15 protein-coding genes are annotated in these 14,678 nt (G+C 71.2%); 8 read left to right on the forward strand and 7 right to left on the reverse strand.

The genetic code is table 11. The features are described from left to right. Window positions 1-7: 7 nt before the first annotated feature. Window positions 8-1,162, reverse strand: coding sequence for a Gfo/Idh/MocA family protein (locus tag ACFYRX_RS22290; protein WP_389102296.1), 1,155 nt, complete (start codon window positions 1,160-1,162; stop codon window positions 8-10). Between the two features lie 115 nt (window positions 1,163-1,277). On the opposite strand from ACFYRX_RS22290, the gene ACFYRX_RS22295 reads away from it, so the two are divergent. Then, the gene (locus tag ACFYRX_RS22295) at window positions 1,278-2,282 is read left to right on the forward strand and encodes a LacI family DNA-binding transcriptional regulator (protein WP_389102729.1); all 1,005 of its coding nucleotides are present in this window, start codon (window positions 1,278-1,280) and stop codon (window positions 2,280-2,282) included. Here ACFYRX_RS22295 and ACFYRX_RS22300 read toward each other — a convergent pair. Further along, window positions 2,272-2,616 carry a cupin domain-containing protein gene (locus ACFYRX_RS22300; RefSeq protein ID WP_389102299.1) on the reverse strand — a complete coding sequence of 115 codons (345 nt, stop codon included), beginning with the start codon at window positions 2,614-2,616 and terminating at the stop codon, window positions 2,272-2,274. The genes ACFYRX_RS22295 and ACFYRX_RS22300 overlap by 11 nt on opposite strands. 123 nt (window positions 2,617-2,739) lie before the next feature. Here ACFYRX_RS22300 and ACFYRX_RS22305 point away from each other — a divergent pair, with 123 nt between their 5' ends. Beyond that, complete coding sequence (locus tag ACFYRX_RS22305) at window positions 2,740-3,252, forward strand: hypothetical protein (RefSeq protein WP_389102301.1); 513 nt, start codon at window positions 2,740-2,742, stop codon at window positions 3,250-3,252. A gap of 77 nt (window positions 3,253-3,329) precedes the next feature. Here the strand turns inward: ACFYRX_RS22305 and ACFYRX_RS22310 are convergent, their stop codons facing one another. From ACFYRX_RS22310 to ACFYRX_RS22320, 3 genes are all read right to left on the reverse strand, one after another. Beyond that, complete coding sequence (locus ACFYRX_RS22310) at window positions 3,330-4,808, reverse strand: MFS transporter (RefSeq protein ID WP_389102304.1); 1,479 nt, start codon at window positions 4,806-4,808, stop codon at window positions 3,330-3,332. A gap of 95 nt (window positions 4,809-4,903) precedes the next feature. Then, window positions 4,904-6,115, reverse strand: a complete 1,212-nt coding sequence (locus ACFYRX_RS22315; RefSeq protein ID WP_389102306.1) for a sensor histidine kinase — start codon at window positions 6,113-6,115, stop codon at window positions 4,904-4,906. 125 nt (window positions 6,116-6,240) lie between these two features. Next, a complete protein-coding gene (locus ACFYRX_RS22320; protein WP_389102309.1) occupies window positions 6,241-7,281 on the reverse strand; it encodes a zinc-binding dehydrogenase in 1,041 nt (346 codons plus the stop codon). Window positions 7,282-7,543: 262 nt separating this feature from the next. Here ACFYRX_RS22320 and ACFYRX_RS22325 point away from each other — a divergent pair, with 262 nt between their 5' ends. The 6 genes from ACFYRX_RS22325 to ACFYRX_RS22350 all read left to right on the forward strand — a co-directional run bounded on the left by ACFYRX_RS22325 (window position 7,544) and on the right by ACFYRX_RS22350 (window position 12,756). Further along, a complete protein-coding gene (locus ACFYRX_RS22325; RefSeq protein ID WP_389102311.1) occupies window positions 7,544-8,068 on the forward strand; it encodes a MarR family winged helix-turn-helix transcriptional regulator in 525 nt (174 codons plus the stop codon). A gap of 500 nt (window positions 8,069-8,568) precedes the next feature. Continuing rightward, window positions 8,569-9,219, forward strand: a complete 651-nt coding sequence (locus ACFYRX_RS22330; protein WP_389102314.1) for a GntR family transcriptional regulator — start codon at window positions 8,569-8,571, stop codon at window positions 9,217-9,219. A 48-nt stretch (window positions 9,220-9,267) separates the two neighbouring features. After that, window positions 9,268-10,017 carry a PIG-L deacetylase family protein gene (locus tag ACFYRX_RS22335; protein WP_389102317.1) on the forward strand — a complete coding sequence of 250 codons (750 nt, stop codon included), beginning with the start codon at window positions 9,268-9,270 and terminating at the stop codon, window positions 10,015-10,017. Then, the gene (locus ACFYRX_RS22340) at window positions 10,014-10,718 is read left to right on the forward strand and encodes a 4-carboxy-4-hydroxy-2-oxoadipate aldolase/oxaloacetate decarboxylase (RefSeq protein ID WP_389102320.1); all 705 of its coding nucleotides are present in this window, start codon (window positions 10,014-10,016) and stop codon (window positions 10,716-10,718) included. Before ACFYRX_RS22335 ends, ACFYRX_RS22340 begins: the two co-directional genes overlap by 4 nt. Then, window positions 10,715-11,806, forward strand: coding sequence for a 4-oxalomesaconate tautomerase (locus tag ACFYRX_RS22345; RefSeq protein WP_389102323.1), 1,092 nt, complete (start codon window positions 10,715-10,717; stop codon window positions 11,804-11,806). The genes ACFYRX_RS22340 and ACFYRX_RS22345 overlap by 4 nt, the downstream gene beginning before the upstream one ends. Further along, window positions 11,806-12,756 carry a catechol 2,3-dioxygenase gene (locus tag ACFYRX_RS22350; RefSeq protein ID WP_389102325.1) on the forward strand — a complete coding sequence of 317 codons (951 nt, stop codon included), beginning with the start codon at window positions 11,806-11,808 and terminating at the stop codon, window positions 12,754-12,756. The genes ACFYRX_RS22345 and ACFYRX_RS22350 overlap by 1 nt, the downstream gene beginning before the upstream one ends. 270 nt (window positions 12,757-13,026) lie before the next feature. Here the strand turns inward: ACFYRX_RS22350 and ACFYRX_RS22355 are convergent, their stop codons facing one another. Both ACFYRX_RS22355 and ACFYRX_RS22360 read right to left on the reverse strand, forming a co-directional pair. After that, window positions 13,027-13,956 (reverse strand): alpha/beta hydrolase fold domain-containing protein, encoded by a 930-nt coding sequence (locus ACFYRX_RS22355; RefSeq protein WP_389102328.1) that lies wholly within the window; start codon window positions 13,954-13,956, stop codon window positions 13,027-13,029. A gap of 59 nt (window positions 13,957-14,015) precedes the next feature. Continuing rightward, entirely contained in the window at window positions 14,016-14,597 is a 582-nt protein-coding gene (locus ACFYRX_RS22360) for a TetR/AcrR family transcriptional regulator (protein WP_389102331.1), read from the reverse strand. Window positions 14,598-14,678 lie beyond the last annotated feature (81 nt).

Raw genomic sequence — 14,678 nt, forward strand, 5'->3', positions numbered from 1 at the left:
GGGACCGTCAGACAGACAGCTCCACCCACGAACGGCTCTCCGCGGACCGGGACATGGCGTCCAGTACGGCGGCGCTGTGTACGGCGTCCGCCAGCGTGGCCCCGTACGACGTGCCCTCGGCGACCGACCGGAGGAAGCGGTACGCCTCCACGACCTTCAGGTCGTCGTAGCCCATGGCGTTGGCCGCACCCGGCTGGAAGGCACCGAACTCGCCGTCGCCCGGGCCGACATGCACGGTGCTGACCGGCTGGTCCTGGTAGGCCGTACCGCGGCTGATGCCCAGCTCGCCCATGCGGCGGAAGTCCCAGAACACCGCGCCCTTCGTGCCGTGCACCTCGAAGCCGTAGTTGTTCTGCTCGCCGACCGAGACCCGGCAGGCCTCCAGGACGCCACGGGCGCCGGAGGCGAAGCGCAGCAGGCAGTTGACGTAGTCCTCGTTCTCCACCGGTCCGAGCTCTCCGGTCGCGAGGGTGTGCCCGGCGGTGGCTCCGGTGGGGCGGGCGCGCTCCGGCAGGAAGATCGCCGTGTCGGCCGTGAGCGAGACGATGTCACCGAGCAGGAAACGGGCCAGGTCGGCGCCGTGCGACGCGAGGTCGCCGAGCACTCCGCTGCCGCCGCGCTCCCGCTCGTAGCGCCAGGTGAGGGCGCCCTGCGGATGGGCCGCGTAGTCGCTGAACAGCCGGACGCGGACATGGGTGACGGTGCCGAGCTCGCCGGAGGCGATCAGCTCGCGAGCACTCTCCACGGCGGGCGCGTTGCGGTAGTTGAAGCCGACCGCGCTCTGTACGCCGGCCCCGGCCGCCGCGTCGGCCACCGCGCGGGCGTCCTCCGCGGTCAGACCCACCGGCTTCTCGATCCAGATGTGCTTGCCGGCCTCGGCCATCGCGACACCGATCTCGCGGTGCAGGAAGTTCGGCGCGGTGATGCTGACGGCCTGGACGCGCGGGTCGGCGGCGACCTCGCGCCAGTCGCGGGTGGCCGAGGCGAACCCGAACCGCGCGGCGGCCTCCTCGGCCCGTCCCGGCACCTCCTCGGCGACGGTCACGAGCCGCGGACGCAGGGCGAGTTCGGGGTAGTGGTGCGGAACCCGGGCGTACGCCTGGGTGTGCACCCGCCCCATCCAGCCGAATCCGACGACGGCGACACCGAGCGTATCGACCATGGGGGAGCCACCTTTTTGGACCGGTCCATATTCTGTCCAGGTCACCTTGGGTGCCGTCTCCGCTCGCTGTCAACCCTTTGACAAGCCGCACCGGCGCATGGAACGGTCCATGCTCATGAGACCGCCGACGATCCGCGATGTGGCCGGCCGGGCCGGTGTCTCGAAGTCGCTCGTCTCACTCGTGCTGCGGGGCTCCGACCAGGTGCGCCCGGAGAAGCGGGAGGCCGTGCTGCGGGCCGTGCGCGAGCTCGGCTACCGCCCGAACGCCGCCGCCCGCAGCCTCAGCGAGCAACGCACCCGCACGGTCGGTGTCCTCCTGAACGACCTGCGCAACCCCTGGTTCGTCGACCTGCTCGACGGCCTGAACTCGCTCCTGCACGACAACGGCCTGCGCATGCTCCTGGCCGACGCCCGCCTCAACCGCCGCACCGGACAGGACCCGGCGGGTCCCTTCCTCGACCTCGGCGTCGACGGCCTGGTCGTGGTCGGCACGCTGCCCGACCCCGCCGCGCTGGGCGCCGTGGCCGAGCAGCTCCCGGTGGTGGTGGCGGGCGCCCGCGAACCGGGACTGCCGGGCGTGGACATCGTCGCCAACGACGACGAGCGCGGCGCCCGTCTGGTCACCGAGCACCTGATCGGGCTCGGACACCGGCGCATCGCGCACATCGCGGGATACGGCGCGGTCGGCGAGCTGCGCCGGCACAGCTTCGAGGCGGCCATGCGGGCGCACGGTCTCGCGGGGGAGGCGGTCGTCGAACCCAGCGACACGACCGAGGAGGGCGGCTACCGCACGACGGTCCGCCTGCTCAGCCGCACGGACCGGCCGACGGCCGTCTTCGCCTTCAACGACATCGCGGCCATCGGCGCCCTGTCCGCCGCCGAGGAACTGGGCCTGAGCGTCCCGCGCGACCTCTCCGTCGTCGGCTACGACAACACGAGCATCGCCCGGCTGCGCCACGTCTGGCTCACCACCGTGGACAACGCCAGCCACGAGGTCGGCCGCCGCGCGGCACGCTGTCTGCTCGACCGGTTCGAGGGGCGCGGGGGGGCGGGCCGTACGGATCTCGCGACGCCGGTGCTGGAGATCCGGGGCACGACGGCGGGCCCGTTCACAGGTTGATCGCGTACGCCTTGCGCAGGGTCTCGTGCACCGTCCAGGTCGTACGGTCGCCTTCGCGCAGCACGGCCATGTCGCCGGGTCCCACGCGCAAGGTCTGTCCGCCCTCGATCTCGATGGTCGCCGAGCCGCTGACGACGACGAACAGCTCGTCCGCCTCCGTGTCCGTGACGACCCCCGGGGTGATCTGCCAGATGCCCCTCAGCTGTCGTCCGTCCTCCGACTCCCAGACCACCTTCCCGGTCACCTCGGGTGTTCCGGAGACGATCTGCTCCCGTGCGAGAGGCTCCGACTCGAGCTCGGCGTCGGGGATGTGGAGTACGAAACTGTGGTCCATGAGGCGACCCTAGCGGGGCGCTTCGCCTCCGGTCCGCCGACAGTGTGTGCAGTGTCGGCGCAGGTGGGAGGACATCCTGTCGTGGACTGGCGGCCTGCCGGGACACGGGTGATCGTGGTGGGCATGGCGGACACCGAGGCTGCCGCGTCCCGGCCGCACCAGCACGACACCCGTGAGGCCGTCCTCTTCGGCGGCGTCTACGGCTCGGTCCTGGCCTGCTCCATGGTCGCGGCCCTCACCCAGTACGGGCACACCTCACGGGACAGCCGCCGCTACGACGCCCTCTGGCTGCTGGTGACCGCCCTCGCCTCCGCCCTCGCGCACGGCTACGCCCACTACATCGCCGAGCGCGCCCCGCACCGCCGCTGGGACGCGCTGCGCACCCTCGCCGACGAGTGGCCCCTGGTCGCCGCGGTCCTGCCGACGGTCGCCCTGCTGGCCGGTGCCGGCTGGGGCTGGTGGCCGGCCAACGGCGTCGAGTACGCGGCCTTCGTCCTCAACATCACCCTCCTGTTCGCCCTCGGCCTGGTCACGGCCCGCTGGTCGCACCGGTCGTGGGCCGTCGCGGTGACCATCGGGGTGGTGGACGCGATGCTCGGAGTGGTGGTCGTGGTCGCGAACGCCCTGATCAAGTAGGCAGGCGTACGGAGCTGCCGTCATGCACGCCGAACGGCCGCCACCCCGAAGAAGGGTGACGGCCGTGCGACCCGGACCTACGCCTTGGCGGTGACCTCGGCGGGCTCCACCGGACCGTCGGCCGGGGCAGCCTGGGCCGCCTGCCGCTGACGCGGAATGAAGGTCGCGGCGAGGAAGGCGAGCAGCGCGGCCCCGGCACCGATCGCCATGACGACCTTGAAGCCGTTCTCCGAGGGCAGTGCGAACCCGCCGAAGTCGGTGGTCATCTGGGCCAGGATCACGCCGGCGAGGGCGCTGGCGAAGGAGGTGCCCAGGGACCGCATCAGGGTGTTGAGGCTGTTGGCGGCACCCGTCTGGGTGGGGTCGACGGCACCCATGATCAGGGCGGGCAGCGCGCCGTAGGTGAAGCCGATGCCGGCGCCGATGACGCAGGACACCAGGACCAGGTGCCAGACCTCGGACATCAGGAGGAGGTTCAGGCCGTAGCCGCCGGCCACGATCAGCGCGCCGATCATCAAGGTGACCTTCGGGCCCTTGGCCTTGGTGACCTTCGCAGACACCGCGGACATGACCATCATCACCAGGCCCTGCGGAGCCAGCACCAGACCGACGGTCAGCATGGACTTGCCCAGGCCGTAGCCGGTCTGCGAGGGCAGCTGGAGGAGCTGCGGGAGCACCAGGGACATCGCGAACATCGAGAAGCCGAGCGCGACCGAGGCCAGGTTGGTGAACAGGACCTGCGGCTTGGCGGTCGTACGGAGGTCGACCAGCGGCTGCGTGCTGCGCAGCTCCCACCAGCCCCAGCCGAGGAAGATCACGATCGCGGCGATGCCCAGGCCCAGCGTGGAGCCGCTGGTCCAGCCCCAGTCACCGCCCTTGGAGACGGCCAGCAGCAGGGAGACGAGACCGGCCGACAGACCCATGGCGCCGACGAGGTCGAAACGGCCTGGGGCGCGCACCTTCGACTCGGGGATGACCAGCAGGACGAGGGCGAAGGCGACGGTGCCGAGGCCCGCGGAGACCCAGAACAGGATGTGCCAGTCCCACTTGTCGGCGATGAACGCGGCGGCGGGCAGTCCCACCGCACCGCCGACACCGAGCGAGGCGCTCATCAGCGCGGTGGACCCGGCGAGCCGGTCGGCCGGCAGCGCGTCCCGCATGATGCTGATGCCGAGCGGTACGACCGCTGCGGCCAGGCCCTGCAGGGCACGTCCGATGATCATCGGGACGAGGGAGTCGGCGAGGCCGCAGACCACCGAGCCGGACACCAGCAGCACGATGCTGAGCAGCAGCATGCGGCGCTTGCCGAACATGTCGCCGAGCCGTCCGACGACCGGGGTGGCCACGGACGCGGCGAGCAGGGTGGCGGTGACCGCCCAGGCGGTGTCGGAGGCCTCGGCGTTCAGGAGCTTGGGGAGCTCGGGGACGATCGGGATGATCAGGGTCTGCATCAGCGAGACGACGATTCCGGCCAGGGCCAGCACCGCCACCACGGCGTTCGGCTTCGGCGGGGAGAACGACCCCGCTTCGGCGGGTCGGGCAAGGGCGTCGGACATGGCTGGGGCCTCCGTCGTGAACAAGGGATTGCTTGACTCACTCAAGTGAATCGCAATTGATTGACTTAAGCAAGTTGAATCTGATGTGCGCTGGGCTACACGGCTCGGCGGGCCGGTTCCTCCAGGCCGTACGGCAGCTCGACGACCACCTCGTAGCCGCCCTGCGGACGATGTCCCGTCCGGATCCGGCCACCGGCCGAGCGGACCCGCTCCCGCATGCCGATCAGGCCGTAGCCGTCGCCGGGGGAGAGGGGGCCGAAGCGCGCGCTGCCGTCGTTGGTGACGGATACGAGCACGCTGTCGGCGCGGTGGACGAGCCGTACCTCCGCCGTGTCGACCGCCGCGTGCTTGGTGATGTTGGTGAGGGCTTCCTGCACGATGCGGTACGCCGTGAGGTCGGTACCGGCGGACAGGGCCCCCGGCGGCCCTTCGGTGACGAGGGCGACCGTGAGCCCGGCGTGCCGGAAGGAAGCCGCGAGTTCCGGCAGCCGGGCGAGCCCCGGGGTGGGCTCCGGCGCTTTGTCGGCGTCCGTCTCACGGTCGGCGTGCTGCCGCAACAGGCCCACGGTGGCCTTGAGTTCGCGCAGTGCCGATGAGGTGGTGCCGGCCAGTTCGACGGCGATCCTCCCGGCCTCGCCCGGCCGCGCCGGCAGCATGCGGCTGACCGCGCCCGCCTGCATGTTGGCCAGGAGGAGGTGATGGGCGACCACGTCGTGCAGATCGCGGGCGATCCGTACGCGCTCGGCGGTGACCCGGTGCCGGGCCTCCTCCTCCCGGGTGCGTTCCGCGTGCTCGGCCCTGGCCCGCACGGCTTCCAGATAGGCGCCGCGCAGCCGGGCCGAGGTGCCGAGGGCGACGGGCAGCAACAGCCACGCGGTGGGACCGATCAGCTTGAGAACCAGGGGTTCGTCACCGGGGCCGGCCAGCAGGGCCGCCGACAGCAGACAGGCGATGCCCGCGAGGGCGAAGGTGTTCGCGGTCCTGCGGTTCGTGCGCAGGGCCAGGGTGTAGAGGGCGACCATGAGGGGGCCGAGCAGGAGGACGGTGACGATGTAGCCGCACGCGGACACGACGGTCGCGCAGGTGATGGCCACGGCGGCCGTGGCGCGAGGCCGGTTCCGGCGCCACAGCAGCGCGACACAGGACAGCCCGGTCAACAGCACACCCGGCCACCAGCTGACCACGGGATCCTCACCCGGCAGGGTGAGGAGACTCCCGGGCAGAGAACAGGCGAAGAGGGCGAGGAGGGACGCCGTGTCGGAGATACGGGGACGGTCGTGGGGGAGATCCTGCAGATTGTCGTTCATGGGGTGGGGGTCCCTGTCCGATGCGGTGCGCCCCCGCGCCCTCAAGGGGCGATGGGAACCGCGCGACAGGCCGCGACGGGGCCGCGGACACGCGACGGCACACCGCGGCGCTGTCGGACGTGCACCTATGCCTGATCGCCGTCAAAGGTCACGACCACCTTCTCCGCGGCCCCCGGCGTCAGCGCCAGTTCGAACGCCCGGCCCACCTCACCGAACGGCACCCGGTGGCTGATGAGCTTCGCGAACCGCTCCCGGTGCTCCACGAGTTCGGCGGTGACCTCGAAGATCTCGGTCGGATAGCCCTGCGAGGCGATCAGCGTGAGCTCGCTGCGCAGCATGCCGCCGAGGTCGACCTCCCCCTTCTTCTGCACGGCGACCATGACCAGCTTGGCGTGCCACTTGGCGTTGGCGATCACGGAGTCGAAGACCGCCGGGGCCCCTGCCGCGTCGAGGTAGATGTCCGTGCCGGCCCGCGGCTGGCCCAGCGCGTTGGCGGCCGGTCCGTGCAACTCCGTCAGCCGGGCCGTGAGGTCCTCCGTGGCGGAGTTGACGACCGCGTCGGCGCCGACCGCCAGCGCGGTCTCCAGGCGCCCGGGGATGATGTCGACCACGGTCACGTGCTCCACCCCGCGCAGCTTCAGCCAGATCGTGGCACCCAGACCGATGGGCCCGGCGCCGAACACGACCACCTTGTCCGTGGCCTTGGCCGCGGAGCGGTTGACGGCGTGCCGGGCGACCGCCATCGGCTCGTTGAGGGAGGCGACGTCGAAGGGCATGTCGTCCGGGAGGACGGCGACGCTCGTGCCGACTTCGGCGTTCTCGATGAGCAGGTACTCGTCCATGCCGCCGATGTCGCCGCCGCAGCCGATGATGCCCGAGGGCACGCCCTGCGGGTTGACGACGACGCGGTTGCCGATCTTCAGGCCCTGCACCTCGGAGCCCAGCGCGACGACCTCGCCGGCCGGCTCGTGGCCGAGCGGGATGGCCCGCATCGATCCGTCCGGGCCGGCGGGCATGCCGCCCAGATGGAGGAAGAAGGTGTCCGTGCCGCAGATCCCGCAGGCCCGGATCCGCACGAGGGCGTCCTTGGGGCCGGGTGCGGGCCGCTCGACGTCCACCACGTCGACCTTGTCCTTCGCGGCGAGGACGGACTTCATCGTGGCCATGGGGTGTCTCACTTTCTGGAGGGTGCTGCCGGATGGTGCCGACGGGCCCGGCGGCGGACAGGGGGGAGTGGTCCGTCCGCCGGGCCCGACGACCGCGCCGTTCCCCTGTCCCCACAGGTCGGGCGCGAGGGCCCGTGTCCGCTCGGCGCGGGCCCCGTCTGTGTTCGTCTTGCTTGACTTAGGCAAGCACATGCGAGTTACTTAAGTCAAGCAATCATCTGGAATTTGCTTAAGTAAGGCAACTACCTCTGAGGTGGCGCTCATGCCCGCACAGAATCCCGCGTCGGCGGCAGCCGTATCGGCGAACGTGGTCGAGATCGAGCACGTTCTCAGCCGAATGACCTACCTGGCCGGCAGGGCCCGGCAGCACGAGCGGCTGATGGCATTGGCCGGGCTGGATCTGGATCGGGCCGCGGTGGCGATCCTGCGCAACCTCGCCGCGAGCGATCCGGTGCGGCCGGGGGTGCTGGCGGTCCGGCTCACCGTGGAGGCCTCCCACGTCACCCGTCAGCTACGACAGCTGGAGCGGGGCGGGTATGTCGTGCGCGTCGCCGATCCCGAGGACCGCCGGGCCCAGCGCGTGCAGCTCACGGATGCGGGCCTGGCGGCGGTGGAACGCATACGGGAGGTGAGCCGCCGGGGCGTGGCACTCGCCCTGGCGGAGTGGACGCCGGAGGAGCTGGAGCATCTCGCCGTGCTCTTCCGGCGACTGGTCCACGACTTCCTCGTCCACACCGAGACTCCGCTCGACCTCCCGGCCCGGACGTCCGCCGTGAGCCCCATGTGACGGTCACGCCATGTACGCGAACGTCGGCGACGAACCCCGGTCGCCGGCCCGTCGGCATGTCCCGTCCGTTGTCGGTGACCTCCGCGAGACGAACAACTGCTCAGTGCGCGCCGAGCCGAGGCCGACGAGCCGGTCCGTGAGCTGACCTGACCTCGGGCCGTCCCTGGGTGTGCCGTGGGGTACCGGGTGCCGGGTGGCCGGTGGTGCGACTCGGTGATCGCGGTCCGTACCGGCCGCCGTGTGCGATGGCTGCCGATGCTTCGCCGAGCCCTCGGTGCCGCGACTTGGCGGCTGTGGCCCGGGACCGGCTCCGTGCGCGGTGCGGGACGCGCAAGCCGTACGGCACGTACAGCCCGCAGCCCCCTGGCATCACGGGGCGGTGTGTCGACGGTGCGACGGCGGCCATGCGCGGCCATGCGCGGGATACGGCGGACAAAATTGTTGACAATCTTGTTTGGCTAGTTTTAGGTTCGACAGGCACTCACTCAGGGAGGGCAACGATGCCGAAGGAAGCCCGTCCGAGCACCGGAGAGCAGGCCAAGCAGCATGCGTTCGCGCAGCTGCGGCAGGCGATCCTGCACGGCGAGATGGCGCCGGCGCAGCGGCTGGTGGAGAACGAGCTCGCCGAGCAGTTCGGTGTGACACGGGCCAGCATCCGGGCCGCGCTCATCGATCTGGAGGCCCAGGGCCTCGTGGAGCGGATCCGCAACCGGGGTTCCCGGGTGCGGGTGGTGACCGTCGAGGAGGCGGTCGCCATCACCGAGTGCCGCATGGTCCTCGAAGGACTGTGCGCGGCCAAGGCGGCGACCCTGGCCAGTGACGAGCAGCTCGCCGAGCTGACCGAACTGGGCACGGCGATGACCAAGGCCGTGGCCGACGGCGAGCCGGTGACCTACTCCGAGCTCAACCAAGCGCTGCACGCCAGGGTGCGGGAGTTCTCCGGCCAGCAGACCGCAGGGGATCTGCTGGAGCGGCTGAACGCCCAACTGGTGCGGCACCGCTTCCAGTTGGCGCTGAGGCCGGGGCGTCCGCAGCACTCCCTGAACGAGCATCTGGCGATGATCGAGACGATCAGGTCCAGGGATCCGCAGGCGGCCGAGAAGGCCGTCCGCGCCCACCTCACCAGCGTGATCGAGGCGCTGCGCGACTGAGCCGCGCGAGGCGGGCGCACATCTGTCGACGCCGAGGAGATTCGAGCAATGACGCAGTCAGGCGCGCCCGCCCGCCCACGTTCGACACTGGTCATCACCGCGCACGCCGGGGACTTCGTGTGGCGCGCCGCCGGTGCCGTCGCGCTGGCCGCCGCCCGCGGTGAGAAGGTCACCATCGCCTGTCTGACCTTCGGTGAGCGCGGGGAGTCCGCCAAGGCCTGGCGCGAGGGCAGGAAACTCGACGAGATCAAGGCGATACGCCGGGACGAGGCCGAGCGCGCCGCCGCCGCCCTCGGCGCCGAGGTCCGCTTCTTCGACGCGGGCGACTACCCGCTGGTCGCCACCGTGGAACTGACCGACAAGCTCGTCGAGGTCTACCGGGCCACCCAGCCCGACGTCGTGCTCACCCACGCGGTGGAGGACCCGTACAACGGCGACCATCCGGCCGCCAACCGTATGGCTCTGGAGGCCCGTGTCCTCGCGCAAGCCATCGGCTACCCGGGTGAGGGCGAGATCATCGGCGCCCCGCCGGTCTTCTACTTCGAGCCCCACCAGCCCGAGATGAGCGGCTTCAGGCCCGAGGTCCTCCTCGACATCACCGAGGTCTGGGACACCAAGCGCAAGGCCATGGAGTGCCTCGGTGCCCAGCAGCACCTGTGGGACTACTACACCGACCTCGCCGTGCGCCGGGGCGTCCAGCTCAAGCGCAACGCGGGCCCGAACCTGGGCCTGGCCCACAAGACCATGGCCGAGGCGTACATGCGTCCCTACCCGCAGATCGCGAAGGAGCTGGCATGAGCGGCGTGATCGTCACCAACCCGCCCAAGGCGGACCTGAAGGACGTCGACGCGCTCGCGCGGTTCGGCGTGGCCACCGTCAGCGAGGCGATGGGCCGAACGGGACTGCTGGGCCCGGACGTTCGCCCCGTCCAACAGGGCGTACGCGTCGCCGGGACCGCGGTCACCGTGATCGGCTGGCCCGGCGACAACCTCATGATCCACGCGGCCGTCGAGCAGTGCGGCGAGGGCGACATCCTGGTCGTCACCACCACATCCCCGTGCACGGACGGCCTGTTCGGCGAGCTGTTCGCGACCGCCCTGAAGCAGCGCGGGGTGCGCGGGGTCGTCACCAGCACCGGGATCCGCGACACCCAGGAGCTGCGCGAGATGGGCTTCGCCGCCTGGTCCCGCGCGGTCTCCTCGCAGGGCACCGTCAAGGCCACGGGTGGCTCGGTCAACGTGCCGATCGCCATCGACGGCCAGGGGATCCGCCCCGGCGACGTGATCCTCGCCGACGACGACGGGGTCGTGGTCGTCCCGCGTGAGCGTGCCGGCGAGACGGTGGAGCGGTCCGAGGCCCGGGAGGCGAAGGAGGCCGCCACCCGCGCCGCGTTCCTCGACGGCCAACTCGGCCTGGACCGCTACGGGTTGCGGGAGACGCTGAAGAGACTCGGTGTGGAGTACCGCACGTACGAGGAGTACGAAGGGGAGCGGCCGTGACCTCGCCACCCGAGGAGGTGCCCTGTCTGCTGATGCGGGGCGGCACCTCCAAGGGCGCCTACTTCCTCGCCGACGACCTGCCCGCCGAACCCGCCCTGCGCGACGACCTGTTGCTGCGGATCATGGGCAGCCCGGACGAGCGGCAGATCGACGGACTGGGCGGTGCGCACCCGCTCACCAGCAAGGTCGCCGTGGTCTCGGCGTCCGCCGATCCCGCGGCCGACGTGGACTATCTCTTCCTCCAAGTCGCGCTCGACCGGCCCGAGGTGAGTGACCGTCAGAACTGCGGGAACATCCTCGCCGGTGTCGGCCCGTTCGCCGTGGAACGCGGACTCGTTCCGGCGGGGGAGCAGGAGACCTCCGTCCGGATCCGCATGGTCAACACCGGGGACCACGCCACGGCGACCTTCCCGACCCCCGGCGGCCGGGTGGACTACACGGGGGACGCCGAGATCTCGGGCGTGCCGGGGACGGCCGCACCCGTGGTGATCGAGTTCCCGCCCGGTGCGGGGGAGTTGCTCCCCACCGGCAACGCCGTCGACGTCATCGCCGGCGTCGAGGTGACCTGCGTGAACAACGGCATGCCGACCGTCCTCATATCGGCCGGCTCCCTCGAGGTCACCGGCTACGAGTCGCCCCGGACCCTGGAGGAGGACGCGGCCCTGGCCGAGCGCCTGCACATCATCCGTCTGGAGGCGGGCCGCCTGATGGGCCTCGGTGACGTCTCCGAGGACACCGTCCCCAAGCTCACCCTGCTCGCCGCGCCCCGTGACGGCGGTGCTGTCACCACCCGCACCTTCATCCCGGTGCGCTGTCACACCTCCATCGGTGTCCTGGGCGCGGCCAGTGTGGCCGCGGGCCTTCGGATCGACGGCGGCGTGGGCGCCGGGCTCGCGGTGGTCGATCCAGACGACGACCGTGTCCGCATAGAACATCCCACCGGATTCCTGGACATCGAAAGCAGCCTCGGGACCACACCCGACGGTCTGCCCCGCGCCCGCCGGACCGCCGTGGTCCGTACCGCCCGCAAGATCTTCGACGGCACCGTCTTCCCCCGGGCCGCCGACCGACCCACAGGAGGTCGCTGATGACTCCGCCCCTCGGCGACATCGCCCACATCGGCCACACCCAGCTCTTCACCCCGGACCTGGACGCCAGCGTCGCCTTCTTCACCGACTTCCTCGGCCTCACGGTCAACGGCCAGGACGGCGACACGGTCTATCTGCGCACCTACGACGACTACGAGCACCACAGCCTGGTCCTCACCGCGCGCGAGCAGCCCGGCCTCGGCCGGCTCGCCCTGCGCACCTCCGCCGAGGAGGCACTTCACCGCCGTATCAAGGCAGTTGAGGAGGCGGGCGGCACCGGCAAGTGGGTCGAGGACGAACCCGGCCTCGGCAAGCTCTACGTCACCACCGACCCGGACGGCCACGAGCACGCCCTGTACTGGGAGAGCGAGTACTACCGGGCCCCCGACGAGCTGAAGCCCGCGCTGAAGAACCAGCCGCAGGCCAAGCCCAACAGGGGAGTCGGCGTACGGCGGTTGGACCACATCAACTTCCTCGCCGCCGACGTGCTCGCCAACGCCGAGTTCCAGCAGAACGTCCTCGGCGCCCGGCCCACCGAGCAGATCCGGCTGGACAGCGGGAGGATCGCGGCGCGCTGGCTGACGTACACGAACAAGTCGTACGACGTCGTCTGCACCTCGGACTGGACCGGCAGCGAGGGCCGGCTGCACCACATCGCCTTCGCGACCGACACCCGCGAGGACATCCTGCGCGCGGCCGATCTCGCCATCGACACGGGCGTGTTCATCGAGACGGGCCCGCACAAGCACGCCATCCAGCAGACGTTCTTCCTGTACGTCTACGAGCCCGGCGGCAACCGCATCGAGCTGTGCAACCCGCTCACCCGGCTGGTGCTGGCGCCCGACTGGCCGCTCGTCACCTGGACCGAGGAGGAGCGGAAGAAGGGACAGGCCTGGGGTCTGCAGACCATCGCGTCGTTCCACACGCACGGGACGCCACCGGTGGCCTGAGCTGAGCCTCGACCAGGCCTCTACCGGTTCTGTCGGGAGATCCTCGACGAGCACTTCGTCACCGACGAGATCTTCGCGGCCGCGCTCGGACACTTCGGCTTCAAGAGGCTGGTCGACTCCGTCGGCACGCTCGGCGACTTCACCGGGCCGGGGCGAACGGTGCCGACGGCGTCCACTACCCGGTACCCGGGCGAACGCGGCGCGGCCGTGGCTGTGGCCGACCCGCCTCGGAACTGGGAGTCGTCGTACCTGCCCAGAGGCGCGGGGCTCTCAGGCGACGCTCTCCCGGATCCGGCGGGCCATCAGCGCGTAGGAGACCCGGGCCTTCTCGTCGTCCTCCCCGTCATAGCCGTGGTCCGCGTCCGCGACGTCGAAGTGCTCGACCAGCGCGCCCACCGCAGACAGCCGCTCGGCATACCGGGCCCCCTCCGCGCGGAGCAGATCATGCGCCGCGGTGATCACCAGCGCGGGCGCGATCCCCGTGAGGTCGGCCGTGTCCGAGGGATGCGCGGGCGACACCAGCCGATCACCGCGCAGTCGCGCATCCGGCACGTACGAGGAGTCGAAGACGTCCGCCATCCAGGGCCGCAGCAGAGGCTTCTCGACGGCCGCCTTCTTGTCCCGCGCCCCCGTGGCCAGGTCCAGCGGCGGATAGTGCAGCACCTGGAGCGCGAGGGCGGGACCGTCCTCTTCCAGGGACTGCCGGGCCACCGCCGCCGCGAGCCCGCCGCCCGCGCTCTGCCCGCCCACGGTGAGCCGGTCGCCGTCCCAGCCCTGCTCGCCGCCGTGCTCGGCGACCCAGCGCACCACCTCGTAGGCCTGCCGGGGCGGCCCGGGGAACGGGTGCTGGGGAGCGACGACGTACTTCACGTTGACGACCACCACACCCGCCTCGGCGGCCAGGAAGCGGCACAGTCCGTCATCGATCTCCGGCATCGACATGACGTACCCGCCGCCGTGGAAGTTGACGTGGACGGGCGGGTTCGGGGCGGCGGACGCCGGCGCGTACACCGTCACGGGGGCAGGGGCCACGGACGTCGGAACCGTCAGTTCCCGGGTGTCTCGCGCGAACTCCGGGAAGCGGGCGAGGTGGTCGGCCGTCGAGCCGGGCCCGTGCGCCCGGCGGTTCGCCAGCGTGGTGGCGCGCTGCATCGTCTTGGCGGCGAGAGAGGCCACCGCGGGCCTGGCCAGGAAGGGCATGGGGCTGAACTTACTTGCGTCAGGCAAGAGAGGGACAGGCGGGTCCTGACTGGTGGGATTCAGCGGGACGTGCGCACCCCGTCGAGGGCGATGGACAGGACGCGATCGCGCTGGGCGTCGTCGTCGAACGCCGTCGCCATGATGCCGGCGACCATCCGCAGCAGGTCGACGAAGTTCATGTCGCTCCGCGCTTCCCCCGCCTCCTGGGCCCGGGTGAGCAGCGGGCCGCCCGCCGCGTACATCGACTCCCGGCAGGCGGCGAAGATCTCCGACTCGTCGTTGAGGGCCTCGCGCACGGCCCGCTTGGTGACCATGTAGTCCGCGAACTGGTCGAGCCACGCCGTCAGCGCCTGCCAGGGCTCCTGGTCGGCGACCTCCAGGGCCACCTGCACCAGGGTGTTCACCTCGTCCGCGTAGACGCTCTCGAAGAGATGGCGGCGGGTGGGGAAGTTCCGGTACAGCGTGCCGATGCCCACGCCCGCGCGCCGTGCGATGTCCTCCAGGGACGCCTCCGCGCCGTGCTCCGCGAACGCCTCACGGGCGGCGACCAGCAGGGCGTCGTAGTTGCGGGCGGCGTCCTTCCGATGCGGTCGGCGGGACGCCACGATCTCGCTGACGGGGAACGGCGACGGGGCGGTCACGACTGCCTCCCGAGGTTGAAACGGAGATGAACCTCCGGAACGAGTTGAAGCGGAGGCATGCCTCCGCTAGAGTGGAGGCGC

It is taken from the genome of Streptomyces sp. NPDC005374, from assembly GCF_042872225.1.
Classification (GTDB): domain Bacteria; phylum Actinomycetota; class Actinomycetes; order Streptomycetales; family Streptomycetaceae; genus Streptomyces.